Genomic DNA, 22,058 nt, shown 5'->3' on the forward strand with positions numbered 1-22,058 from the left:
ACTAGCCACTTAGGCTATTATTTCTTGTCTCCAGAAGAGCTAAAACTACTTGGACTGCACAAGCTGCTGCTACTAAACTCATCCCTATTATTGGTGATAGATTAACTCCGGCAATTGCTATCCCTAAAACAAACACCGCCGAGGCTATCCGATAGGCAGCTAAAATTTTACTGCGATCGCGTCCCAAGGTACAAGTAATCAAGTGTATTACTGCCAATGCAGTCAAGCATATTGCTGTACCTGCACAAATCAACCATCGATCCCCATCTGGCAGTAATAATTCCTTTTTACTCGACACAATTATATGCTGCACGGCGACACCCGTAGCAGCAATACCAATCGCCAGGGGTAAGTGGGAATACAGCCAAGTTAAACCTATTCCCATATTGCCAACGCGCATTGCTTGCAAGGGAGAACCATCAACGCTGTCAAAATAAATCCACCATAAACTAAATGCAATCAGCATCCCCAATAAAGCGACAACGGCAGATAAAATCCCCCATTCCAACTCGGAAACACCTCTGACTACAGAAATCACCGCTTCGCCTAATACGATAATCGTAAATAAGCCCAAACGCTCTGGTACGTGGGAAAAACTCGGCGGTATTTTGCTGACTAATTTACCTGCTGTTAAAGGCGTGCCAAAATCTACAATTAGTGCCGCACCCCAAAGCGCAAATCGCCAAGGAATTGGTACAAAAATCGATCCTAACCAAATCAAAGCGGCGATACTAAAACCCGTAGCGTACCATTTTACTAACCCACGGGCGGCGGGGACAAAATATCCGGCGCTGATATATTGCAAAATTAAGATCGCCCTGACGCCGACATAGGAAAGGGCAAAACCAACCGAACTTTCTCCTAAACCGTCGTGGACATTGACTGCTAGAACTGCGATCGCTACCATCTGCAATAAGGTCAGCAATCGATGTCCCAAATCGTCGGTGTCGAACCTCGTAGCGTAAAATGTCGCCCCTACCCAAGACCACCAAATTGGTATAAATAACAACACATAGCTGAAAAAACCCGCGAGGGTGATGTGCGCTTCCAGGTAATGGGCGACTTGTGCGATCGCTGCCACAAAAACCAGATCGTAAAATAATTCCAGCCATGTAGCGCGGCGTTCTTCGTCAGCGTTTTCAGCCGTCCGCAGGCGGGGAGGTTGCCACAAACTTTTGGTCATCTCAGGTTCTCCTGATGTGCTTGGCATCAATTTTAGGGCGGGTTCAAGCGTTATATAGCAGTTTGTGACTTGGTGGAATACAGCCCTTGGGGCTTGGTTTGTATAGCGGCAGCAAAAATGGCAGCCGCTATACAAACCGAGCAACGTCTACACGGGCTATTAACTCCAGGACTTACGCAACGCCTCTAGATGTAGGGGCAACCACGGGGGGATTGCCCCTACAAAACACTATATATGGATGATCTGCGTAAGTCCTGAACTCATGAAAAATCAAGTGTATTCTGTCAAGTCACAATCCGCTATAACTTATTCGGGATTTGCAGTTTTTTCTCCATTCCGCATTGCATCTCCTAAATACAACCTGACAAAATCCTCCGCCGCAGTTGGCTCAATTTTACTCAAGGCTGCAACAATTTCAGCGATTGTATCGCCTGTAGGGTCTATTTGCTGGTGAAACCAGCGACCTACATTCGATCTCCTCGTTCCCATTACGACTGCCAGCTTATTTTGACTAATTCCGTAGGTTTCCAGAACTTGTCTGAGGGCTTTGCCTGCTTTTCCCATAATCTAGGACGGGTTTTCATCCTCGTGGTAAAGGAAATCGCCCACGTATAAGCTAATAAATTCTGCTGCTGCCTCTGGGTTGATGGTTTTGAGCGCAGTAGCAATTTGCACAACGGTTTCCGCAGATGGATCTCTTTTCTCATGAAACCAATGAAAAACAACGGATCGGTCAACTCCCAAGGTGACGGCTAATTTGTTTTGGCTGATGCCGTATGTCTCCAACGCCCGTCTGAGAGCTTTTCCCGCTTTTCCCATGTCTTCTAGTCTTCATTTTTCGGCTATTCCAGGTATAACCTGATGAATTCCTCTGCCGCTGCTGGATTAATCTGCCCAAGTGCTGTGCGAATTTGAAGGATTGTCTCACCTCCAGGATCTCTCACCTCGTTCACCCAACGGCTGACGTTGGCATGTCCAACTCCCATCGCAGCTGCTAGCTGATTTTGGCTAATGCCATAGCTTACTAATGCCTGTTTGAGGGCTTTACCTGCTTTTCCCATGACTTTGATTGTGTCAGAGGATCTTAACCGAGTAAACGTTCCATTTAGTCACATTGGGTGTAAGATAGCTTATGTGACTAATCGGAACATTTAACAAAAGGTGAACTCAATGCACAACAGCTTTCTGACCGATGCGGGTGAAACAAACTCTGCGTCTGTTATCCTTCAACCATCTTGCGATCCAGTTTCAGGGAAAGAATTTATCAAAGTTCTTGTAATTGGTTCGCATAAAGCAGTAGTCCGCACCATTCATACGCTGCATCACAAGAATTTTGCAGCCGTTTGGGAGTGGAGTCCGTTAATGCCTTATGGCAATTCAGGGGAAATGATGAGTATCCTGAAAAAGGCGATTTTTTTGATTGATTAGTGAAGAAAAAACTAGCGATCGCATCCAGTTTTGAGAGTGCGATCGCTAAAGCAAGTTAAAATAACAGTAACCCTTTTTGCCAAGGCAATGTAAGGAGTGAAATCAAAAATAAACCTATGACAACTGCAACGCCTAAAATTGCTCAAATAGCTGATAGCACCTCGCTTCCCAAATGGGAGGCAGCAAATTGGGAAGATTACTTACGCTATCGCGACGATCCAACTTTAGAGAGAGTTCGGCTGTTTTTTAATCAAAACTATCTTTTTGTTGACATGGGTAACGAAGGAATCAACCACGCCAGTATTGCTCGTCTTTTCGCCATGCTGTTTTATATCTGGTTTACTTGCTTCCCAGAGCAAACAGCAAGCGATTTAGGGGGTGTTTTACTGGAAAAACCAAATACGCAAGCCGCATCGCCAGATATAGTTTTATACATCGGTGAAGGGGTTCCGCAATGGCAACCAGGGCAATCTCGTTATATTAATCTCAATCAATGGCGAGTCCCCGATTTAGTTTGTGAAGTCGGCGATACTACTCTGTCTTCTGACCTAGATGAACAGAAAAAACTTTATGCCACTTTGGGAGTTCCCGAATATTGGGTGATTGATGTACGAGGGAAGCGGGTGTTTGCTTTTCGGTTGCAGTCGGATGGTAGCTATAAACTTTGTACTGAATCTGTGGTTTTGAAGGGATTACCAATTTCTTTATTAGACCAAACTTTAGAACGATTGAGCGAGGGAACGAATATTAGTGCAGCGAGTTGGTTTAGTCAAGCGATCGCTAATTTAAACCAAGGATAAATTAGTCAGAAACCCGGTTTGCTTGAAAAACCAGGTTTCTTGAGTTAAAGCGATTCAAACGTAGCAGTAAATCCTTCTAATCTGAGGCAATCATCTTGAAACGCTTCTGCGTCGCTGACATCTTCTATTTTATATTCCATCAAGCGTTGACCATCAGGCATTTTTTTAGAAGATATACAAGTACCAGCATACTTTTCTGCTATTGATTTAAACTCAACAGCAGAAGCTTTCCAAGCTTCTGCGGAACAGCTAATAATTACGCGCCACATACTCGATTTGAAACTAAATAACTAATTTAGTTTCTCATATTTCGATCGAAGAAGTATGTTTGGGCGATCGCTTCCCATCTAAACTAGCTTAAAAAAGGCCACGCCACATCGCAAAACGGATCGTCTTGCGATTCTTTCACTTGATTAAAGTATATCTCCCTGGGCGAACCTGCCGTGGGATATCCTTGTTGATGCAACCACATTGCTACGGCATCGTAAGCTTGAAGAATTTCGGGAAACTGACATTGTTTTAACGTAATGCGCGTAAATACTTCTTTTCCCGCTAATAATTCTCCGACTTTGATGCTACCACTATCGGTTAAATTTCCGGCGACGGGCAAACAAACTTCCACTGGACCGTTACTATCTTCATCGACGCGACCGTGATAAATTACAGTTTCGTGACCGATAACGGCGATATTTTGCTGTTTGGCAAGTTCGTGGAGGGCAGAAAATGAATCGCAGATATGTTTGACCAAATCATCAATGTAGACTCGTTTGGTGATGCTAATAATTTGCTGCTTAGGTACATTCCTTACTTGAATCTCGTAAGTCATATCAGACTCCTTTTCCCCGATATAATCCTGGAGGTATTTCACAAATTTACGCTGTTGAGCAACTTTGACTTCAACCTTTTGCCAGTAATCATTTAAAAGGTGTAGTGCTTGTTCTGTGTCAGACTCTAATAACTCGGCGATTCGATCTAAAGGCATTGCAATATACCGCAACCAACCAATTAATTTGTAGTTGGTGGTAATAAACCAATTGAATCATAGAGTCTGAGTGCTTTGATGGAAAGACGCGAACGCACCGCGAACTGTCCTATTGACATCAGGTTGGATATCTCTAAGTTGCTCATACTGCTATTGTGGCGTCTACCCCAAGGGGAGAGTCAAGGGGGCAGAACTTTAAAAGCCCCCCTTGGGAAGGGGGGTTGGGGGGATCGCTTTTATAAGAGCAACTTGAGTTACTAGGTTAAACCGACTCAAACCTAGCGGTGAATCCTTCTAAGTTAAGACATTCATCTTGAAACGCTTCTGCGTCTCCTACATCTTCTATTTTGTATTCCATCAAACGTTGACCATCGGGCATTTTTTTAGAAGATGTACAAGTACCGGCATACTTTTCTGCCATTGCCTTAAACTCCACTCCATGACGTTTCCACGCATCCCCCGAACAGCTAATAATTACAAGCCACATAAAATCAATAAATTTCTAACTTCAGATAGATGTTACCGCAAATAACTACATAACTCAAGTTTCTAGTTATCTCATGCATAGCGGCTAATGGCTAATGGCTAATGGCAGGAAAAATGCTCCCATTAGCCATTAGCAATTAGCCACCCCCAAGTTTATAACTAGCAACTTGCGTTACATCAAGTTAATTGAAGAAATTCTTACAATTCCCCTTATACCCTGGATTATGCCAGTACAATTTATTTGACTCCCATGGTAGGAGAATTTCTGCCTGCGCGTTCGCTCCTTGACGCTTGTGTAAGACACAATGTAGTATATAGGGTGACGCGGCAAGCGTCAAACATGTTTTTCGCTCTCTAGTAAGGAGCAAGTCCTATGATTACCCTGGAAAAAATTCGCAACATTGGAATTTCTGCCCACATCGATGCGGGTAAAACAACTTTATCCGAACGCATCCTTTTCTACACTGGCAGAATCCACAAAATTGGCGAGGTGGGTGTGGAAGGTGCCACGATGGACTACATGCAGCTAGAGATCGAAAAAGGAATTACTATCACCTCTGCTGCTACAACCTGTACGTGGCACGATACCCAAATTAACTTAATTGATACTCCCGGACACGTGGATTTTACGATTGAAGTTGAGCGCGCTTTGCGGGTTCTCGACGGTGCAATTATGGTGCTGTGCGGGGTTGGTGGCGTGCAATCTCAATCGATAACTGTTGATAGGCAAATGAAGCGATATCGCATTCCGCGCATCGCGTTTATCAACAAGTTAGACCGCGTGGGTGCAGATCCGTTTCGGGTTGTGCAAGCACTCAGAGATAAATTGGGTTTGAATGCTTTATTGCTGCAATATCCGATTGGCAGAGAACATGAATTCGCAGGCGTTATCGATTTAATTGAGATGGCGGCGAATTATTACGAAGGAGAACATGGAGAAAATCGAGTCGTTAAACCAATCCCCGAAAACTTGTTATCCCAAGCGCAAGAAGCAAGGGATAAAATGCTCGATCGCCTTTCTTTGTTTTCGGAAGCGATGACAGAAAAGTTGCTGAATGGAGAAGAAGTTCCCAAAGAATTAATTTGGTCAACGATTCGCGCGGCAACTTTAAGTTTGGAACTGACTCCCGTTCTGCTTGGTTCTGCTTTCAAGAATAAAGGGGTGCAAAACCTACTCGATGCGGTTACCTTATATCTGCCATCGCCAACCGATCGGGAAGTGGTGAAAGCGTTCGATGTCAAAACGAATGAAAAAGTTGATGTTCCGGCAGATATAAATGCGCCGTTGGTTGCACTGGCGTTCAAAATTACCGATGATGAACAAGCTGGACAACTAACTTATACCCGGATTTATGCGGGGACATTGAAGAAAGGCGATCGCATCCGCAACAGTCGCACCAACAAAGCGGTTACAGTGGGACGATTTGTGCGAATGCACGCCGATAAACGGGAAAACATCGAAATCGCCGCCGCTGGTGAAATTGTGGCGTTAGTTGGGATTGACTGCGCCTCTGGGGATACATTTTGTAGCAACGGCACCTCGCTTTCAATGGAAGCAATGTTCGTACCAGAACCCGTGGTGACGCTTTCCGTGACGCCAAAGCACAAGGAAGATGCAGATCGAATGACCAAAGCACTCACCCGCTTTGAACGTGAAGATCCAACATTCCATCTCACCATAGATCCGGAGTCCAAACAAACTTTAATTTCGGGGATGGGAGAACTCCATCTGGAAATTTACATCGAACGAATGAAGCGGGAATATAACGCGGAGGTTTATGTTGGTGCGCCAGCAGTTGCTTACCGCGAAACGATTTCCAAAGCGGTAACCTTCGACTATACTTGGAAACGGCAAACGGGTGGTGCTGGTCAATACGCCCAGGTTATGGGTCGAATTCAACCTTGTACGGAAACGTTTGTATTCGAGAATAAAGTCGTTGGCGGTGCGATTCCCAAAGAATTTATCGCCGCTTGCGAAAAAGGTTTCCGCGATGCGATTAATTCCGGACTTCTGATTGGTTATCCAGTCACTGGAGTGAAAGTAATTCTCCAAAATGGTAGCTATCATCGGGAAGATTCTTCCGAATTGGCATTTCGGACTGCGGCGCGTTATGCGTTTGAGGAAGTCTACAAAAAAGCTCATCCAATTATCCTGGAACCGATTATGCTCGTGGAAGTAGAAATGCCCAATGAGTATGTAGGAAGAATTCAGGGGGATCTTTCTTCCCGTCACGGGTTGGTGTTAGGTTCGGAAACGATGGGAGATTATTCGGTTATTCGTGCAGAAGTGCCGTTGAGAGAGATGTTTGGATATTCGATGGCGGTGCGAAGTCTGACATCCGGACAAGCAAATTTCTCGATGGAATTCGCCGAATATCAACCAGTTCCTCCTAGCGTTCAGGAACAATTAGTTGCTCGTGGGGTGAGATAACAACTCCGCACAAAACCGATGAGGACGTAGAAATTAAACCACAGAGACGCAGAGGACACAGAGAAAGAGAAGAGAGATGTTAATCGATTCAATATTACTCGCTTCTCACCTCTTCTTTTCTCTTCTCTCTGCGTTCTCTGCGTCTGGAGCGGTTCGTTAAAATCGCTTACTGTACCCAGCAGCATCTATTTATCGGCGTGTATGTAGTCCACAAAGTAAAATTTTGGTTCTAGCCAGAATTTCAGCCAAGCATACCCTCCTAATCCAATTAACGCCAGAATAATTAAGGGCAATATTGTTCCGAAAAACTCGGCTTCCAGATTGCGAGACGACGACCTAAAAGGGTAACTGCCGTCGGGCGGGTTGGAGCGAGATCTTCTAGTGGTGAAACGGGATACCACTGTTGAAAAAAGTTAAATTCCAATTCAGTCACCATCTTCAATATAAAAATTATTGTATTTGTTTACAGTCTAATCTGGTATAATATTACCACAATTTTTGGCAATCATAACTTACGCGCGACGAGGCCAAGCTCTGAGATAACAAGCCAGCCCGCCAGGGAATAAATTCCCACAGCGAGTAGCTAAAGTTGGTTAAAACCAACTATTGAGATCAGATGCTTTTCAGTCCGTTTCAACGGACTTGGGCTAAAAGCCTTTGAAATTTATTTCCGGGCGGGTTATGGATTTGAGGTTACTCACATCTTGCACCAGTCCCAACATCCGCCAGGGAATAAATTCCCACAGCGAGTAACGAAAGTCCTCGCTCAGAGGACTAAATACTTACGATCAAAAGCTTTCAGTCCTCTTAAGAGGACTTTAGCTAAAAGCCTTTGAAATTTATTTCCGGGCGGGTTATGGATTTGAGGTTATGAACTTGAGCTACTCGCTGTGAAAATAGATTTCCCGAAGCCATCACCTTTGTTTCTTGCTACTATCTCTCGTTTCCATAAACAATTTTTCAGAGAAACCCGGTTTGTTTGCGTGCATGAAACTACAAAGATGCGCGCACCAAATCAATTTGACGCAAGCGAGATAAAAGGGTGCTTTCCGCAGTTTTCAATCGGAGAGTTTCGGCTTCTCGGTCGATTTCCTGCAACTGTTTTTGCAGCAGCAAGTTGTTTAACTCGGCTTGGCGGGAGTTGATATCGGCGTTGATGCGATCGCTCACCTGATTTTCGTACACATCGAAGCATTTTTGCACGGCTTCAAAAATAGTTTGCTGTTGCTCTTCGGCTATTTGCGGCTGGTATTTGGTGAATTCTTTCTTAGTTGCGGCAATGAATTGTTGTCGCACGTACTCGGCTTGGATTGCTATTACCCCAATTCCGGCTAAAATTTCCCCCAATACAGAGAGGGTTAAACTAGCAAAAATTATGCCGATTGCCTGGAGGACGAGGGTAACGCAAACACAAGAAAGAACGCTTTGCCAAAACATATTAAAAGAGCCAATTCCTCGGTTGAGACTATCTGGAATTGCTCCAAATCCATCCATGACAGAATCCGCCCAAGTTGAGGCAGCGGGTTTATAAACATGTCCCACCGCGTAAAATCGATAGCGCAGGAGTTTACTATTCATCGCTTCCACAACTTCGTCGTATTGTATCGGGTAGTTTGCTGCTTTTTCTTCTAGTTGGGAGAAGGCGGCGGCGATTTTTTTGTTTGCGATGAATTCCCAAGCCGCAAGTTACTTTCTCGGTTTCACCGTACTTTAGCACCGTCAACAAAGCCGTACAGGGATTGACATCGCTGGGGAGTAAATTCTGTCCCAGTAAAGCATTGAGAAAAGTAGTTTTTCCCCGCTTCATATCCCCTAAAACCAGGAGTTGAAATACACCCTGGCGCAAGTTCTCCCCCGTGGTAACGAGACGTTCGATATCTCGATCCAATCCTAATTTTCCGGAGATTTTTTCGCCTTCGGACTCCACTTGAGTGAGAGTTTGGGCGATCGCATCCAAAAGATCGGCAACTTCGGTACGAACTTTGACAACGCGATCTAAATCTTCGATCCAGCCAGATGCTTTAACATTATCGCTCATGGATTTTTCCTGGAACTAAGAGGACAGACAAATCACTTCAGACTTTAGCTTGCCCAAATTTCGCGGATAAAATACCAGAGTCTGGAGTCAAGAGTCTGACTACAGTATGGCCTGAGATCGGCTCAACTATTAGTGAACTGGCGATCTGGTAGCGATAGATATGGCAAGATGGGGAAAGTGTCTAGCGATCGCGCTTCCCCATGTCTGCATCCAATCCATCCCTAGATTTCACGCTGCAACGCCTGCGCCTGGTACGTCAAGGTATACTGCGCCTTCACAAAGCGCTACTAGAGTCCGAACGGGTTGTTTACGAACAATTTTACGGACGCATTCAATCCAGCACCGAGTTTTTTCAACTGGTTATCAATCACGATTGGTTTAGCTGGTTGCGTCCTATTTCCCAATTTATCGTTCAGATGGATACTTTCCTCAGTAGCAAAGAACCCGTAACGTTAACCGAAGCCAATCAGCTGCTAGAAGAAGCAAGAATGCTGCTAGATCCATCAGAAGAAGGCCCCAGCTTAAAAACGCGATACTATCGTGCTATCCAACGGGATCCGGCTATCGCCCTGATGCACGCAGAGGTGTCAAAACTGCTCGTAAATGACGTTTAGAATCAACCTTCACTTCCACAAATCTGGTTGCTTCAGTTGTTGACATATTGGTTTTTCTGACCTCAACAGATCTCCAGCTTACAGAGCTTGCGTGTAAGATTTGTGAAAATTTGGCTTGATCTTGGTCACAGCGTGCTAATAAAGTGTGTGATATACAGGGGTGCGATCGAGAGAGCAAAGATAAGGAAGACGAGGGAGATGAGGACGATAGGTTCACCACCTTCCTTGGCATCCTAGCAACTAAAATTGACCGCACCCCTATTTTCGTTTTGTTGGAGTATGACCGATGAATCAGCGGGAAGATTTACATTTAGATCCTGAAGCATGTGAAGTAAGTTACAAAGGAACCCTTCTGCGCTTGTATCCCAAAGAATACGAACTGCTAAAGTTATTTCTCGATCATCCGAATCATGTTTTAAGTTCGGCTGCTATTATTGAACGCATTTGGGTTGACGATTCAATTCCAACTGAAAATGCAGTCAGAACTCATATTAAAGGATTGCGACGTAAACTCAAAGAAGCAGGCGCCGAAGATTTAATCCAGACAGTCCACGGTTTGGGTTATCGCCTTAAGCCTTTGTCAGGAAACACAACAAAATCGGATAATTCGTTGAGTTCACCGCTGATGAAACTCCTGGCATTGCATAACATGGAGTATCTAATAGTGGATAGAGACTTAGTTGTTAAAAATATTTCTCCGGAAGTTAAAAAATATTCCGATTACCCTGCCGATCTCGCTATAGGCAGAGAAGTTACCCTAGCCTTCCCAGAGTTGACTGGAATCGAATCTATTCTTTTAGAGATTCTGGAAAATCAACGCCCCAGTTTTGAGATCAAAGAGATTGCTAGATCTTGCAATAGTTTACGGCCTGATTATATAAATATTTATGTAATGGCAGAGCCAACCCAAGAGCATTCAAACCAACAATTACTTGTTTTGTTTGAGGACTCTTCAGAAAAAATGGTTTGGAAACAGCAGGTGGTTCAACAACAAAACGAATCATATTTACTAATGATTGGGTCTGGCGAGAGCGAGTCAGGGAACTAAAATCTATATATTGCAGCAAGCTTTGCTTACCTCAAGTAACCATGTCTCTCCCACATATCAATTGAGCGGGCGAGGAAACGCGGGGATTTGCTATTCATTTCTCCACGGGAAGCTTTAATCAGACTTTGCTCAACAACGACTACTAAATTACTCCAAGACAGCTGCTCGTTTTGGAGTAATTCCTTTAGTTTATCTAGCGCAACCTGAGCTGCTTGGGATTGTACATCGCCGTGGGACTGGAGGGGAATTACCCTTCGCAAGGGATCGCGTTGCACTGCTATTATTGCCTGACGTACAGCTAGTAATATCTGCTGACCATACTGCTTTTGGGCGCGAGAGATTTGGTACTGCCAACCCTTTTGACTCGAAGCATACAGCGCTGGCAATCTATTCATTGCGTAGGTCATCACATCAATTTTATTAATAGATTGCGCGACGCGAGGCGGTAGCAAGAGCAGTTGTGCGTCTATCTCTTTAGAGACAAGAGTTTCCATGACGTTACGACAAACTTGAACCTGAGTGGGTTCGATGGCATTCATGGTTGATGGTTTTCTAATCTGGACTGATACATACGTTACAGACAGGGTGTGAAATTTTTGTGGAAATTAGCGATTTGTTGGCAGATTTTAAAGATTTGGGTAAAACTACCCGCAAGGGTAGCAGCAGAATGAGTATATGTGCGTATAGGCTGGTGCGATATGCCTCCCTTCCGCACTCGCGTTCGCCTAAAATATAAATAGCAATCCACCCTGAAAAGCGTTCCTTCAGTCAGCCGTTATGAAGATAAACCTAGAAGCTAACCGACACAGCTTATACGAGACAGATTACCTGAAATGGATTGAAACTACAGTGGAAAAATTACGAGTAAAGGACTTTTCAAACATCGACTGGGAAAATCTAATTGAGGAATTTGAGGACATGGGGCGGAGTGAGCGTAGGAGTCTAAAAAGTAATCTTATTATTGTTCTGCTGCACTTGCTCAAATGGCAATATCAGCCAGAATTGAGAAGCGGTAGCTGGAAGGGCAGCATAGTCGAGCATCGCAGACGCATTCGCGAAGCCGTTAAGGATTCTCCCAGCCTCAAACCTTATATTGAAGAGGTATTTGCTGAATGCTATTTGGATGCAATTGAACAAGCAAGTGCTGAAACTGGACTGCCAGAAGCAACTTTTCCCCAATTATGTCCTTATACATCTACAGAAGTTTTAGACTCTAATTTCATGCCAGAATGATATTGATGTAGAATTGTCTCAAAACACCGATTTAGCAACAGTGAAGGGATAAGTTAAGTAATATACGCACTTGAGCTGCCAGCGCATTTTAATTGGTGGCTCGTTTCCACATAAAAATATGACTATCACATTGCAAGATATCCGCAAAGCATCTGAGTTAATTTGCTCCCAAGTTGCTCATACTCCCTGCTCCTATTCCCGCAAGCTTTCTGAAATGGTTGGAGCAGAAGTCATCCTAAAGTTTGAAAACCTGCAATTTGTCGGCGCATTTAAAGAACGCGGTGCTTTAGTAAAGCTGCTTTCCCTGACGCCAGAACAACGGCAGAAAGGGGTAATTGCCATGTCAGCAGGTAACCACGCCCAAGCAGTTGCATACCAAGCTCAGCGCTTAGGTATTCCAGCTTTAATTGTGATGCCCCACTTCACGCCAAATGCTAAAGTAGAACGCACTCGTTCGTTTGGTGCCGAGGTAATTTTACATGGAGAAATTCTAGATGAAACTTTTGGATTAGCCCAACAAATTGCCCAGGAAAGGCAGCTTTGTATCGTTCCTCCCTATGATGACGAAAAGATTATTACCGGACAAGGAACAATTGCTTTGGAAATGCTGGCAACTTACCCCGACTTGGAGGTGCTGGTAGTTCCTGTAGGAGGCGGAGGACTAATTTCGGGGAATGCAATCGCAGCCAAAAGCGTTCAACCTAATATTAAAATAATCGGCGTACAAACTGCCCGCTTTCCTTCTATGTTACAAGCATTAGAAGGTAAACCAACTACCTGCGGCGGCTCAACAATTGCCGATGGAATTGCCATCAAAGCACCCGGAAAGTTAACGCTCCCGATTGTACAAAAGCTAGTTGATAAAATTCTCCTGGTAGACGAAGGCGATATTGAAGAAAGCGTGCGCTTGCTGCTGGAATTAGAAAAGACAGTTGTAGAAGGAGCAGGTGCAGTTGGACTCGCGGCACTGCTTGTGCATCGCCAACTTTTTGCCGGACGAAAAGTAGGAGTTATTTTAAGCGGCGGGAATATTGACCTGTTAACCCTATCATCGATTATCCAGCGAAGTTTGGTTCGCTCTGGTCGGCTGGCGCGACTGTGCGTTCAAATCCGCGATGTTCCGGGCGCACTGTCCGAGGTGACGCGGTGCATTGGCGATGTTGGCGGGAATATTGTTGAACTTCACCATCAGCGTGCCTTCACCAGCTTACCTTTGCAGTTAGCAGAAGTGGAATTTGTGCTACAGACCCGCGGACTTCAGCATCTGCAACAAATTATCGACACGCTGATAGATCGGGGTTTTCAATCTTCATTAAAGTGTGGGTTGTAGGGTATTTGAGGAAATATAGTTAACCCTTAGTATGTAGAGGCGTTGCAGAACGCCTCTACGAGGATTTGATGCCTTTCATCACTCTCTTTCATCCCTTAAATAATTCACCATCACCGCTCTGACTATAACGCACACTGTTTGAGCATATTGCGAATTACGTTGTCTTTAACCATTAGCAGCCGCGATGCTTGAATTAAGGTTTCTATCATCTGTTCGCGGCTCATGTTCTGAGCTGATTCTTCCATCAATCTCATTTGGAATTCTTGTTCCAGGGTTAATTCAAAGGCGCTGCTGTCCATAATAATCCTCCAAGGGCATACAGTTTTCAAAACCTCTTGTTTATGAGCTTAATCTGACGGTTGCTTTGATTTCCTCTCCAAATAGAGCGATCTTGTCTTCTTTCTACTGACAGATGAGCCTATTACGACTCACTATGCAGCGAACGCATCTGCACTACTAACCTGAACTTACGATATAGTCCGTAGGTTAAAGAATAAAGAGGAAGGACGATTTTAACTTGCAGTGGTGTACGATATCTACGAGGCGAATTGCGGGCAACAAATTGGGAAAAAATTTTAAGGTAACCAATTTGTCAGTGAGGCAAGTTAAGTCCGTTTAAGTACGCACACTTCAAGCAGAAGCACCGGATTGGGTAGATTTATCTAGGATCTGAGAAGTTTAACCCCAAAATTTTGGTAAAATCTACCTTAATTAATATTATAGCTCGCCAATAGCCGGAGTCAACAGTGGGCTGTCAACTGTTGCGGGTAGGCGGGAAACGAGATTACGAGCTATTTTAGTGGCAGAACCGATAAGCGAAAGTCTATGTCAGAATCTCCACGCGATCGCTACCTTACCCTAATCGACGAAATCGTCCAAATGACCCTGAAAGGGAATATCCGCTCCAAACAGCAAGTGTATCAAATGCTGGCGAAAGAGATTGCGGCGGGGGAGGGGGAAATTTTTGAGCGGTGTTTGAGCGATCGCATGGTTGCGGCACAATCTGAAATAGACAAACCCACCGATGAACTCAAGCAAGCAAAAGCTACTCGCAGCTTGAGGGCGATGAAAACGATTGAGGCCGAATTTTCCCGGTATCAAGTTGATAATCGGGTATCGGCGGCGATTTTCGCGGCGACGAATGCGATCGCACTCGCCGAATCTAACCAACAACTTACCAACCTTTTGCAAGCGATCGACCCCAATCAAGCTCAACCGTTAAATTTAGACCAAATTCAGCAATTAGCCAAAGCATTACAAAAACAAGCCGAATCCGATCCAGAAGCAAAGCGAGATTTGCAACGGCTATCTTTTGGTCTAACCGAGGGTCTAAAATCTTGGCAGAAATTGCAAGAACATTTAGTCAGTTGGATGTACGAGCAAAATCGCAGCATCGGATTTGAAGGCGCACCAGAACAACGGGGTCCTTGGGGGCTATGGGCAAATCAAGTTAACAGTCCATTTCCTAAAGCATTATTTCACACTTTGGCGCTGAATCAATCCGTGGGCGAACTGGCAGAAAAACAACATCCAGAACTGAGCGGATTTGTAGAATTGGCAGTAATTTTACAATGCTTGCAGCGGGGATTGGTGAATTGGTTCGATCAATTAGTTTACGATGCCAAAATTACGGAAAAATTGTCGATTTCCACTTATTTGACATTTGCCTTTATTTGGTCGCAATTAGCCAGCGGGTTTAGTTCCAGTTCTCACAATCAATTCGCCAACGGCTGTTTTCAAGTGACGCTGCAAATCTTGCGAAACTTTTCCCAAAGAAATTACTTTCCCCTTTATGGCGGGATTTTTGCTTCTTTCAGCGGCAGTGCGTTGCGTTCCACATTGGATTATTTAGACGAACCACTGCGACGAGTTGAAGGCACTCAAGAGAAAGCAAGAATTCTGACCTTACTGGGATATTCGATGGGGACAGTCGGGCGTTATAAAGAGGCGATATCGTTTCACGAACAGGCGTTGGAGATTGCGAGAAGGGAGAGCGATCGCATTTGCGAAATTGCCAATCTCAATCACATCAGTCGCATCCACGTAGCGCAAAAGAACTATCCCGAAGCCATCAATTACAGCCAACGCGCCTTAATATTAAGCCGTCAGAGTGGCGATCGTTTAGGAGAAGCCAACGCCCTCGCAAATTTAGGTTACAGCGAAGTTATTCAAGCCCAACAATTAGAACGCGCCGAACCAGAAGTTTACGAAAGCGCGATTAATTACCTGCAACAAGGATTGCAACTATCCGAACGATTGGGCGACAACTACGGTGCCGGTTTTGCCTTGCAACAAAGTAAGGCACTTTGTTGCAGCAGTCTCGGCATTGCCCACATTGTTTTATCTCAGCCGCAAGTTGCTATTAACTATCTGCAATCAGGGTTTGAAGCGGCGCAAAAATCGGGCGATTTGTATCTCCAAGGGCTAAATTTGAGTTACTTAGCAGAAGCAAATTACAGCTTGCAACAAACTGAAAAAGCTATCTACATTGGCAGCTTGGGGATGTATTTATTAGAGCAAATAAACTCACCCCAATGGCGACAAACAGCCGGATTGGTAACAATCTTGCGCGGACAAGTTGGCAATGAAACCTTCCGAAATATCCTGCAAAAATATCGCCCTCAAATCATTGCTGTAATTGGCGTAGATGGCTACGATTACATCCCGCAATTGTTGGAAAAATACCAGTAGGGTGCGTTAGCGGATTAATCTTACTTGATAATTAATAACCTCACATCTTGGACTACGGGAGGTAGAACCTCCCGGATCTCGTTCCCAGGTTGAACCTGGGAACGAGAAATAACGAGAAATAAAAAAACCTCACCCAGTCGTTGCGTAGGGACACGGCATCTGACGATATCTCGGACAAACAGATAACTTTGATCGTGCCGTGTCCTGGCTGATGATTATGGGTAATCTTAAGGACATGATATAACCTTTGATACAAAAGCCCCCCTTTATTTTATAGCCCGCGAAGGCGGGCTTTGTTTGTGTAGCCGCGAATGCGCGTCGTTCGGCATAAAAGGGGCGATCAAAGCGGATTTGATATTAATAGTAAACCTCGCGTTTGCTCCTACTCTTATTGCGCCTGTATTTGTGAATCTTCAAAGTCACTGCGCCGCCAACACCTAGCACTACCAAACCCAGTTCATTTGCTGGTTCTGGAACAGGTTTTGCGACGCTAACTACAGTTACATTCGGGTCAGTTGTATCACCTGTAAAATACACGTAATTAAAAGCATCTTTGTCGTCAAGAATACTCGCGCGTAAAAACAAACCGCTCCAACGAGCTACAGTTTCTACTGCTACATCTTGTGCAATGGTGGGAGCGTTGCTGTCAGGTACTAGACCTGGAGGATTGTTGCTATTTGTAATCCCATAATGGTTAGCACCTGGAATACTAACCAACGCTTTGGGAGGGGTTTGAATGTTGTCGTAAGTTATTTGCGCTCTCAAAGGAAGAGCAATACTATCTAGATTTCCCTGCAACAGCGCAGTGGGAATTCCAGAATTATTGATGGGGATGAATTCTTGAGTAAGTTGGTTGCGTAAATTTGCACCAAAAAACGCACCTGCGACAAGTTCTTTCGGTCTGCTAAATGAACCATCACATATAAAAGGAAGGCAGATATTTGCAATAGCAGACAGCCCAACAGCGCCTCCGGCGGAATGACCGAGCAAACCTAGTTTTTCTGTATTGACAATGCCAGCAACAGGTGAAACTGGATTCGAGTTTTCTATCTTTATTTGTGCCATAACAGCGTCAATTTGTGATATTTGAGGGAACAGCGCTGTATTTCCAAATACTGGTTGTAGGGGCGGAGGCAAAGTCCTGAGACTGTTGGGTACAACTACCACAAATCCATAGCGAGCTACGATGTTAGCAAAATTAGAGTAATCTGATTTATCTACATTTAAGCCTTGCAACAACAAAGCAACAGGAAATGAGTAATTACCAGTTTGTCGGTTAGGTGGGTTGGGAAAGTAAATATCAGCTATATCGTTATTTGCAGAAATAGTAGTGGTGTAGCTCGCAACATCTTCAAATATAGGAGAAGGATTAAATGTTGCAGCACCCGCTTTTTTGTCTGGACTTAACAACAGCAACGATGCACTTGTGAAAACTATTGATAAAGCTTTGATATTAGTCACAAAAAACCTCCCGATATAGTTAACCTTTTAGTTATGCTTTATTGTAAACTAATAATTATCTGTTTTGAGCATGAATAGCAAGTAATTCCGCGCAATCTTCATCCAAAAAATACAAATTAAAATACCTAAATACAATTTATAAAAATACAGATTTGTGTTCTAGTTTGACCGAGGATTAGGTTAACATTTTTTAACTATATTTTAGTTTTAAATAATACAAATTTAAGATAAAGTTTTAGTGTTTATACGCACTGAGGGCGAAGCCAACTTTTTTGTAACGATTCAGGTGGAGGCGGGCAGTATGTCACAATTTCAAGAAATCCTAAATTTTTGGTTTGGTCACCCCGACGAGTCTAGCTACGGCAAACCTCGCCAGTTTTGGTTCGCGTCAGATCCAGAATTCGATATTACAGTGCGATCGCAATTTCAAACAGACTACGAATTAGCCGCATCAGGCAAACTGGATGAATGGAAAAATTCACCTCAAACTTGTCTGGCGTTGATAATTTTGCTAGATCAATTTCCCAGAAACATATTTCGCGGTACACCGAAAGCATTCGCCACCGACTCCCAAGCACTCTCAGTAGCAAACCACGCTGTTAATAATCGTTTTGAACGCGAATTATTACCCGTACAGCGATGGTTTATTTACTTACCTTTTGAACATAGCGAAAATCTTGCCGCTCAACATCAAGCAGTCGAGTTATGTAATGGGTTAAACGAATATCCTGATTGTGCAGGCGCGCTTGACTACGCCATTCGACACCTAAAAATTATCGAACGATTCGGACGCTTTCCCCATCGCAATCAAATTTTAGGCCGCGAAACGACGCCAGAAGAAGCGGAATTTCTGAAACAACCAAATTCATCATTTTAATGGGGAATTGCTAATTGCTAATTGCTAATTGCTAATAGATCGCTACAAAAACTATTGTGAGGTGGGCATCTTGCCTGCCCTAGACTCTAGTTTTTTGAAGAGTTATAATAAGTGAAACAGGACTTACGCAAAGTTTCCATATGTAGGGTGCGTTAGCGACAGCGTAACGCACCGTCACCACCATATATAGAGTTGCTGCGTAAGTCCTGTGAAATAATCTCTATTAACTTCTAATCTTGGCGTTCTTGGCTTCTTGGCGGTTTAATCTTATGGCAACACAAACAATTAAAGAACTACCAATCCCATCTCACTTTGACTCCAGTAAAGTTGGAGAAGTTTGGCGAGTTAATTACCAACACCTAGCCTCAGAAGCCAAAACCTGGGCAAAACAGCATAATATTCAACCCGCAGCTAAAGACAAAACCCGCATTTGTTTATTAGCAATTGACGTTCAGAACACCTTTTGCATTCCCGAATTTGAATTATTTGTTGGAGGTCGTTCGGGTACGGGTGCCGTCGATGACAACGTGCGACTGTGCGAATTTATCTATCGCAACTTAGGGGCAATCACAACCATTGCACCCACAATGGACACCCACACCGCCGCGCAAATTTTCCATCCCCTATTCTGGGTAAACAATGCTGGCGAACATCCTAAACCAACAACTAGCATTACTTTAGATGACGTGCAAAAAGGCATTTGGCAAGTTAATCCAGATATTGCTTACAGCATTGCCAATGGCGACTACAACTTATTGCAAAAACATGCCTTGCACTACGTCCAAAAATTGAGCGATGAAGGCAAATATCCTTTAACCGTTTGGCCTTATCATTCTATGTTGGGCGGGATTGGTCACGCTTTAGTTTCTGCTGTGGAAGAAGCGATATTTTTCCATAACATAGCTAGGAACAGTCAAACGCTGTTTGAAATTAAAGGTAACAATCCCCTAACTGAAAATTACTCTGTCCTGCGTCCCGAAGTTTTAGATAGTTACGACGGGAGTCTTATTGCTCAGAAAAATGCATCTTTTATGCAAAAATTGCTGGAATTTGACAAAGTAATTATTGCGGGACAAGCTAAAAGTCACTGCGTCGCTTGGACAATAGACGATTTGCTGACGGAAATTATGGCAAAAGATGCGAATCTGGCTAAAAAAATCTATCTGTTGGAAGATTGCACATCGCCAGTTGTAGTTCCAGGGATAATTGATTTTAGCGAACAAGCGGATGCCGCTTTTCAACGCTTTGCTGATGCTGGGATGCACGTTGTAAAATCAACTCAGGCAATTGATACTTGGTTATCGCCCGCAAGGTTATAGCCCGCCAGGAAATAAATTTCCTTGCTAATAGCTAAAGTCCATTAAAATGGACTGATGCTTGCTTTTTTCCAGTCCTCTTTAGAGGACTTTTGCTATTACCCCGGAAATTAATTTCCGGGCGGGGCAGTGGAAAAATGCAAGATCTAATTTGGCGCTAAAGGTAGTGTAAACCAGAAAGTTGATCCGGCGTTAGGACTGCTAATTACGCCTATTTTGCCGCCGTGAGCGGTAATAATTTGCTTGCATAAATACAATCCTAAACCTAAACCTGGCATATAGCGAGCGCGATCGCCTTTAGCGTACAGTTCAAATAACCGCTGGGATTGTGCGCGTGAAATGCCAATTCCGTTATCGGCGACGGTGCAACGAATCATTTTAGGGTTACGCGCTTGCTTTCTGTTCTGATTTTCCTCGACTATTTCTGCATCCAAGGTTAAAGTAATTCCATGGGGATTGTGCTTCATCGCGTTAGAAATTAAGTTGGTAAACGCGCGCCACAATTGAGTCGCATCGCCGTTAATTAAAGGCAAATCCGCACCGATTCGATTGTGTAAAATTACCTGATTTTTATTTAAAACGGGTGCCAAATCTGACAAGACAGCTTCTACCAGCTTGTCTAATTGGAGTGGTTCGCAGTTGAGGGTAATTCCTTGCACCTCGGTAGCATGAGCTTCGAGTAAAGAATTGATTAAATTCATCTGGCGATCGCTTCCCTGCAATAATCGTTCCAGCACCGATCGCTCGACCACCAATTTTTGATCTGGTTTCTTTAAAAGACTTTGCAAAACAATTGAAGTACCAATGACGGGACTTCGCAAATCGTGGGAAACCGAATGCAAAAACACTCGCAATCCCCGCCGAGATTCAAATTCAGCGCGTTGCAGTTTTTCGTACATATACACTGCCAAATCGCAGATCAGGCAAACCCAAAATAGATTTAGAATCCCGCCAATCGCGTACAAATCGTAAATCGAACGCTCGCCGATTTTAGTTACTCCCAAAAGCGGATAAATACAGGCATAGTAAGCGATCGGTACTAGCTGGGATAACAAATGCAATCGCCAACAAACGGGGATTAAAATTGCCTGTCCTAAAAACTCCAAAGTCCAGTGGGGAGGTAACGGAATATTAAAGAATGTAGCGACGATATGATCGCCTAGTGTCATCGACCAAGAAATACCAAGGAAAAGCAATCCTAAATTGCGTTGTCCCCATTTGGTTTTTTGCAAAAACAGGAAACTAACTAATAAAATTACAAAGACTAAGCTATGGACGGTGACAACGCTTCTGAATCGATCCGCGAGGGTTGGATCTTTATAGAGTTTGACGATATCTTTATTGAATTGGGTAGAATTGATAAAAAATACATAGATAGTGCTGGCTGAAGAAGTCAAAAAATAAAGGATGATAATCCATAAGGAAAGGTGCAAGCGATCGCGCATAAATCCCTGTCGCCATTCCTGATAGTCTGCGGACTCAGCAGGATGAAACAACCGTCGCACCAAAGCAACTGCTTTGCTAACAATAGATAAATCGAATCCCCTGGTTTTTGCGTCCATAGCTGCTGCCGAGCTTCTTATTGCGCTTAAGGTATAGTTTCGAGTTTACCCTTGTCATCCTCTTCACTGCCAAAGCTGCCGGAGATGATATTGGTAAGTTTAGTGGTATAATTACTGCCAAACAAATCAGGCGCCGGATGCGGTGTGTCTAGCACCACATCACGACGACTTCCAACCCCTAACGTAGGAGCCGTATAGGAGCGGCATTGTATATGGTATCTAATTCTGATGAATCGCGGTCTCGCGATCGCGAAAATTTACCTTTGGAAAGTGCGATCGCTCTCCAATGCTTTTCTGATAATCTGGCACACATTACGGAATGTCTGCAAACCCTGCGAGAATTGCACCAGCTGGTCAGAAGCTGTTCCGACTTTTTGATTGAGGACGGTTCGATCTACAATTTGTCCAGTCGTCACATTTACCTGTTGTTAGATATGTACATCTCTAATTCGGAAATGTACTGGGACGAAATCCGAGGCTCAGTTGTGCGATTGCAAAGGACTGTAGAACAATCTGGCAGCTAAAGAGGTCATTCAATTGGGTGAACTTCAATAGCAGAAACCCGGTTTCTTAGATAA

The 22,058-nt window shown here is 43.9% G+C and carries 27 protein-coding genes; 12 read left to right on the plus strand and 15 right to left on the minus strand.

What is annotated here, in order from left to right; genetic code table 11:
- Window position 1 precedes the first annotated feature (1 nt).
- From ACE1CM_RS08400 to ACE1CM_RS08415, 4 genes are all read right to left on the minus strand, one after another.
- The gene (locus ACE1CM_RS08400; RefSeq protein ID WP_374876957.1) at window positions 2-1,183 is read right to left on the minus strand and encodes a low temperature requirement protein A; all 1,182 of its coding nucleotides are present in this window, start codon (window positions 1,181-1,183) and stop codon (window positions 2-4) included.
- A 306-nt stretch (window positions 1,184-1,489) separates the two neighbouring features.
- Entirely contained in the window at window positions 1,490-1,747 is a 258-nt protein-coding gene (locus ACE1CM_RS08405; protein ID WP_374876958.1) for a helix-turn-helix domain-containing protein, read from the minus strand.
- Window positions 1,748-1,750: 3 nt separating this feature from the next.
- On the minus strand, window positions 1,751-2,002 hold the full coding sequence (locus tag ACE1CM_RS08410) for a helix-turn-helix domain-containing protein (protein WP_374876959.1): 252 nt from the start codon (window positions 2,000-2,002) through the stop codon (window positions 1,751-1,753).
- 23 nt (window positions 2,003-2,025) lie between these two features.
- Window positions 2,026-2,244: a helix-turn-helix domain-containing protein gene (locus tag ACE1CM_RS08415; protein WP_374876960.1), complete on the minus strand. Its 219-nt coding sequence runs from the start codon at window positions 2,242-2,244 to the stop codon at window positions 2,026-2,028.
- A 109-nt stretch (window positions 2,245-2,353) separates the two neighbouring features.
- Here ACE1CM_RS08415 and ACE1CM_RS08420 point away from each other — a divergent pair, with 109 nt between their 5' ends.
- Window positions 2,354-2,611 carry a hypothetical protein gene (locus tag ACE1CM_RS08420; protein ID WP_374876961.1) on the plus strand — a complete coding sequence of 86 codons (258 nt, stop codon included), beginning with the start codon at window positions 2,354-2,356 and terminating at the stop codon, window positions 2,609-2,611.
- A gap of 116 nt (window positions 2,612-2,727) precedes the next feature.
- The gene (locus ACE1CM_RS08425) at window positions 2,728-3,411 is read left to right on the plus strand and encodes a Uma2 family endonuclease (protein ID WP_374876962.1); all 684 of its coding nucleotides are present in this window, start codon (window positions 2,728-2,730) and stop codon (window positions 3,409-3,411) included.
- A 44-nt stretch (window positions 3,412-3,455) separates the two neighbouring features.
- Here the strand turns inward: ACE1CM_RS08425 and ACE1CM_RS08430 are convergent, their stop codons facing one another.
- From ACE1CM_RS08430 to ACE1CM_RS08445, 4 genes are all read right to left on the minus strand, one after another.
- Complete coding sequence (locus ACE1CM_RS08430) at window positions 3,456-3,680, minus strand: hypothetical protein (protein ID WP_374876963.1); 225 nt, start codon at window positions 3,678-3,680, stop codon at window positions 3,456-3,458.
- Window positions 3,681-3,763: 83 nt separating this feature from the next.
- Window positions 3,764-4,393 (minus strand): GyrI-like domain-containing protein, encoded by a 630-nt coding sequence (locus tag ACE1CM_RS08435; protein WP_374876964.1) that lies wholly within the window; start codon window positions 4,391-4,393, stop codon window positions 3,764-3,766.
- A gap of 23 nt (window positions 4,394-4,416) precedes the next feature.
- The gene (locus ACE1CM_RS08440; RefSeq protein WP_374876965.1) at window positions 4,417-4,539 is read right to left on the minus strand and encodes a MerR family DNA-binding transcriptional regulator; all 123 of its coding nucleotides are present in this window, start codon (window positions 4,537-4,539) and stop codon (window positions 4,417-4,419) included.
- A gap of 116 nt (window positions 4,540-4,655) precedes the next feature.
- Window positions 4,656-4,880, minus strand: a complete 225-nt coding sequence (locus tag ACE1CM_RS08445) for a hypothetical protein (RefSeq protein ID WP_374876966.1) — start codon at window positions 4,878-4,880, stop codon at window positions 4,656-4,658.
- Window positions 4,881-5,252: 372 nt separating this feature from the next.
- Here ACE1CM_RS08445 and fusA point away from each other — a divergent pair, with 372 nt between their 5' ends.
- Window positions 5,253-7,310, plus strand: coding sequence for an elongation factor G (gene fusA / locus ACE1CM_RS08450; protein WP_374876967.1), 2,058 nt, complete (start codon window positions 5,253-5,255; stop codon window positions 7,308-7,310).
- Between the two features lie 993 nt (window positions 7,311-8,303).
- Here the strand turns inward: fusA and ACE1CM_RS08455 are convergent.
- Window positions 8,304-8,978: a hypothetical protein gene (locus tag ACE1CM_RS08455; RefSeq protein WP_374877026.1), complete on the minus strand. Its 675-nt coding sequence runs from the start codon at window positions 8,976-8,978 to the stop codon at window positions 8,304-8,306.
- Window positions 8,881-9,348 (minus strand): dynamin family protein, encoded by a 468-nt coding sequence (locus ACE1CM_RS08460; RefSeq protein ID WP_374876968.1) that lies wholly within the window; start codon window positions 9,346-9,348, stop codon window positions 8,881-8,883. The genes ACE1CM_RS08455 and ACE1CM_RS08460 overlap by 98 nt, the downstream gene beginning before the upstream one ends.
- Before the next feature lie 200 nt (window positions 9,349-9,548).
- Here ACE1CM_RS08460 and ACE1CM_RS08465 point away from each other — a divergent pair, with 200 nt between their 5' ends.
- The 3 genes from ACE1CM_RS08465 (at window position 9,549) to ACE1CM_RS08475 (ending at window position 11,010) form a co-directional block, all read left to right on the plus strand.
- Window positions 9,549-9,962 (plus strand): hypothetical protein, encoded by a 414-nt coding sequence (locus ACE1CM_RS08465; RefSeq protein ID WP_374876969.1) that lies wholly within the window; start codon window positions 9,549-9,551, stop codon window positions 9,960-9,962.
- A gap of 143 nt (window positions 9,963-10,105) precedes the next feature.
- Complete coding sequence (locus tag ACE1CM_RS08470; protein ID WP_374876970.1) at window positions 10,106-10,252, plus strand: hypothetical protein; 147 nt, start codon at window positions 10,106-10,108, stop codon at window positions 10,250-10,252.
- Window positions 10,249-11,010 (plus strand): winged helix-turn-helix domain-containing protein, encoded by a 762-nt coding sequence (locus ACE1CM_RS08475; RefSeq protein WP_374876971.1) that lies wholly within the window; start codon window positions 10,249-10,251, stop codon window positions 11,008-11,010. The genes ACE1CM_RS08470 and ACE1CM_RS08475 overlap by 4 nt, the downstream gene beginning before the upstream one ends.
- 26 nt (window positions 11,011-11,036) lie before the next feature.
- On the opposite strand, the gene ACE1CM_RS08480 is transcribed toward ACE1CM_RS08475, so the two are convergent.
- On the minus strand, window positions 11,037-11,549 hold the full coding sequence (locus ACE1CM_RS08480) for a late competence development ComFB family protein (protein WP_374876972.1): 513 nt from the start codon (window positions 11,547-11,549) through the stop codon (window positions 11,037-11,039).
- Between the two features lie 238 nt (window positions 11,550-11,787).
- Here ACE1CM_RS08480 and ACE1CM_RS08485 point away from each other — a divergent pair, with 238 nt between their 5' ends.
- Together ACE1CM_RS08485 and ACE1CM_RS08490 are read left to right on the plus strand one after the other, a co-directional pair.
- The gene (locus ACE1CM_RS08485) at window positions 11,788-12,243 is read left to right on the plus strand and encodes a DUF29 domain-containing protein (RefSeq protein WP_374876973.1); all 456 of its coding nucleotides are present in this window, start codon (window positions 11,788-11,790) and stop codon (window positions 12,241-12,243) included.
- A gap of 118 nt (window positions 12,244-12,361) precedes the next feature.
- Window positions 12,362-13,573, plus strand: a complete 1,212-nt coding sequence (locus ACE1CM_RS08490) for a threonine ammonia-lyase (protein ID WP_374876974.1) — start codon at window positions 12,362-12,364, stop codon at window positions 13,571-13,573.
- A gap of 122 nt (window positions 13,574-13,695) precedes the next feature.
- On the opposite strand, the gene ACE1CM_RS08495 is transcribed toward ACE1CM_RS08490, so the two are convergent.
- Window positions 13,696-13,872 carry an NblA/ycf18 family protein gene (locus ACE1CM_RS08495; RefSeq protein WP_226589113.1) on the minus strand — a complete coding sequence of 59 codons (177 nt, stop codon included), beginning with the start codon at window positions 13,870-13,872 and terminating at the stop codon, window positions 13,696-13,698.
- 526 nt (window positions 13,873-14,398) lie between these two features.
- Between ACE1CM_RS08495 and ACE1CM_RS08500 the strand changes: the two genes are divergently transcribed.
- Entirely contained in the window at window positions 14,399-16,264 is a 1,866-nt protein-coding gene (locus ACE1CM_RS08500) for a tetratricopeptide repeat protein (RefSeq protein WP_374876975.1), read from the plus strand.
- Window positions 16,265-16,621: 357 nt separating this feature from the next.
- On the opposite strand, the gene ACE1CM_RS08505 is transcribed toward ACE1CM_RS08500, so the two are convergent.
- The gene (locus ACE1CM_RS08505; RefSeq protein WP_374876976.1) at window positions 16,622-17,725 is read right to left on the minus strand and encodes an alpha/beta hydrolase family protein; all 1,104 of its coding nucleotides are present in this window, start codon (window positions 17,723-17,725) and stop codon (window positions 16,622-16,624) included.
- Window positions 17,726-18,026: 301 nt separating this feature from the next.
- On the opposite strand from ACE1CM_RS08505, the gene ACE1CM_RS08510 reads away from it, so the two are divergent.
- Together ACE1CM_RS08510 and ACE1CM_RS08515 are read left to right on the plus strand one after the other, a co-directional pair.
- The gene (locus ACE1CM_RS08510) at window positions 18,027-18,602 is read left to right on the plus strand and encodes a DUF924 family protein (RefSeq protein ID WP_374876977.1); all 576 of its coding nucleotides are present in this window, start codon (window positions 18,027-18,029) and stop codon (window positions 18,600-18,602) included.
- Window positions 18,603-18,871: 269 nt separating this feature from the next.
- Window positions 18,872-19,921, plus strand: coding sequence for an isochorismatase (locus ACE1CM_RS08515; RefSeq protein WP_374876978.1), 1,050 nt, complete (start codon window positions 18,872-18,874; stop codon window positions 19,919-19,921).
- A 143-nt stretch (window positions 19,922-20,064) separates the two neighbouring features.
- Here ACE1CM_RS08515 and ACE1CM_RS08520 read toward each other — a convergent pair whose 3' ends face one another.
- Both ACE1CM_RS08520 and ACE1CM_RS08525 read right to left on the minus strand, forming a co-directional pair.
- Window positions 20,065-21,480, minus strand: a complete 1,416-nt coding sequence (locus tag ACE1CM_RS08520) for a sensor histidine kinase (protein ID WP_374876979.1) — start codon at window positions 21,478-21,480, stop codon at window positions 20,065-20,067.
- Window positions 21,481-21,506: 26 nt separating this feature from the next.
- Window positions 21,507-21,635 carry a hypothetical protein gene (locus ACE1CM_RS08525; protein ID WP_374876980.1) on the minus strand — a complete coding sequence of 43 codons (129 nt, stop codon included), beginning with the start codon at window positions 21,633-21,635 and terminating at the stop codon, window positions 21,507-21,509.
- A gap of 57 nt (window positions 21,636-21,692) precedes the next feature.
- Here ACE1CM_RS08525 and ACE1CM_RS08530 point away from each other — a divergent pair, with 57 nt between their 5' ends.
- A complete protein-coding gene (locus ACE1CM_RS08530) occupies window positions 21,693-22,004 on the plus strand; it encodes a hypothetical protein (RefSeq protein ID WP_374876981.1) in 312 nt (103 codons plus the stop codon).
- Window positions 22,005-22,058 lie beyond the last annotated feature (54 nt).

This window comes from Microseira sp. BLCC-F43 (assembly GCF_041929235.1).
Taxonomy (GTDB): Bacteria; Cyanobacteriota; Cyanobacteriia; order Cyanobacteriales; family Aerosakkonemataceae; genus Microseira.

Coding starts and splice junctions, on each gene's coding strand:
- ACE1CM_RS08400 (WP_374876957.1), bottom strand. CDS start 1,183: ATGACCAAAAGTTTGTGGCAACCTCCCCGCCTGCGGACGGCTGAAAAC.
- ACE1CM_RS08475 (WP_374876971.1), top strand. CDS start 10,249: ATGAATCAGCGGGAAGATTTACATTTAGATCCTGAAGCATGTGAAGTA.
- ACE1CM_RS08420 (WP_374876961.1), top strand. CDS start 2,354: ATGCACAACAGCTTTCTGACCGATGCGGGTGAAACAAACTCTGCGTCT.
- ACE1CM_RS08530 (WP_374876981.1), top strand. CDS start 21,693: ATGGTATCTAATTCTGATGAATCGCGGTCTCGCGATCGCGAAAATTTA.
- ACE1CM_RS08425 (WP_374876962.1), top strand. CDS start 2,728: ATGACAACTGCAACGCCTAAAATTGCTCAAATAGCTGATAGCACCTCG.
- ACE1CM_RS08485 (WP_374876973.1), top strand. CDS start 11,788: ATGAAGATAAACCTAGAAGCTAACCGACACAGCTTATACGAGACAGAT.
- ACE1CM_RS08445 (WP_374876966.1), bottom strand. CDS start 4,880: ATGTGGCTTGTAATTATTAGCTGTTCGGGGGATGCGTGGAAACGTCAT.
- ACE1CM_RS08410 (WP_374876959.1), bottom strand. CDS start 2,002: ATGGGAAAAGCGGGAAAAGCTCTCAGACGGGCGTTGGAGACATACGGC.
- ACE1CM_RS08480 (WP_374876972.1), bottom strand. CDS start 11,549: ATGAATGCCATCGAACCCACTCAGGTTCAAGTTTGTCGTAACGTCATG.
- ACE1CM_RS08500 (WP_374876975.1), top strand. CDS start 14,399: ATGTCAGAATCTCCACGCGATCGCTACCTTACCCTAATCGACGAAATC.
- ACE1CM_RS08510 (WP_374876977.1), top strand. CDS start 18,027: ATGTCACAATTTCAAGAAATCCTAAATTTTTGGTTTGGTCACCCCGAC.
- ACE1CM_RS08415 (WP_374876960.1), bottom strand. CDS start 2,244: ATGGGAAAAGCAGGTAAAGCCCTCAAACAGGCATTAGTAAGCTATGGC.
- ACE1CM_RS08430 (WP_374876963.1), bottom strand. CDS start 3,680: ATGTGGCGCGTAATTATTAGCTGTTCCGCAGAAGCTTGGAAAGCTTCT.
- ACE1CM_RS08520 (WP_374876979.1), bottom strand. CDS start 21,480: ATGGACGCAAAAACCAGGGGATTCGATTTATCTATTGTTAGCAAAGCA.
- ACE1CM_RS08495 (WP_226589113.1), bottom strand. CDS start 13,872: ATGGACAGCAGCGCCTTTGAATTAACCCTGGAACAAGAATTCCAAATG.
- ACE1CM_RS08440 (WP_374876965.1), bottom strand. CDS start 4,539: ATGAGCAACTTAGAGATATCCAACCTGATGTCAATAGGACAGTTCGCG.
- ACE1CM_RS08435 (WP_374876964.1), bottom strand. CDS start 4,393: ATGCCTTTAGATCGAATCGCCGAGTTATTAGAGTCTGACACAGAACAA.
- ACE1CM_RS08465 (WP_374876969.1), top strand. CDS start 9,549: ATGTCTGCATCCAATCCATCCCTAGATTTCACGCTGCAACGCCTGCGC.
- ACE1CM_RS08460 (WP_374876968.1), bottom strand. CDS start 9,348: ATGAGCGATAATGTTAAAGCATCTGGCTGGATCGAAGATTTAGATCGC.
- fusA (WP_374876967.1), top strand. CDS start 5,253: ATGATTACCCTGGAAAAAATTCGCAACATTGGAATTTCTGCCCACATC.
- ACE1CM_RS08405 (WP_374876958.1), bottom strand. CDS start 1,747: ATGGGAAAAGCAGGCAAAGCCCTCAGACAAGTTCTGGAAACCTACGGA.
- ACE1CM_RS08515 (WP_374876978.1), top strand. CDS start 18,872: ATGGCAACACAAACAATTAAAGAACTACCAATCCCATCTCACTTTGAC.
- ACE1CM_RS08490 (WP_374876974.1), top strand. CDS start 12,362: ATGACTATCACATTGCAAGATATCCGCAAAGCATCTGAGTTAATTTGC.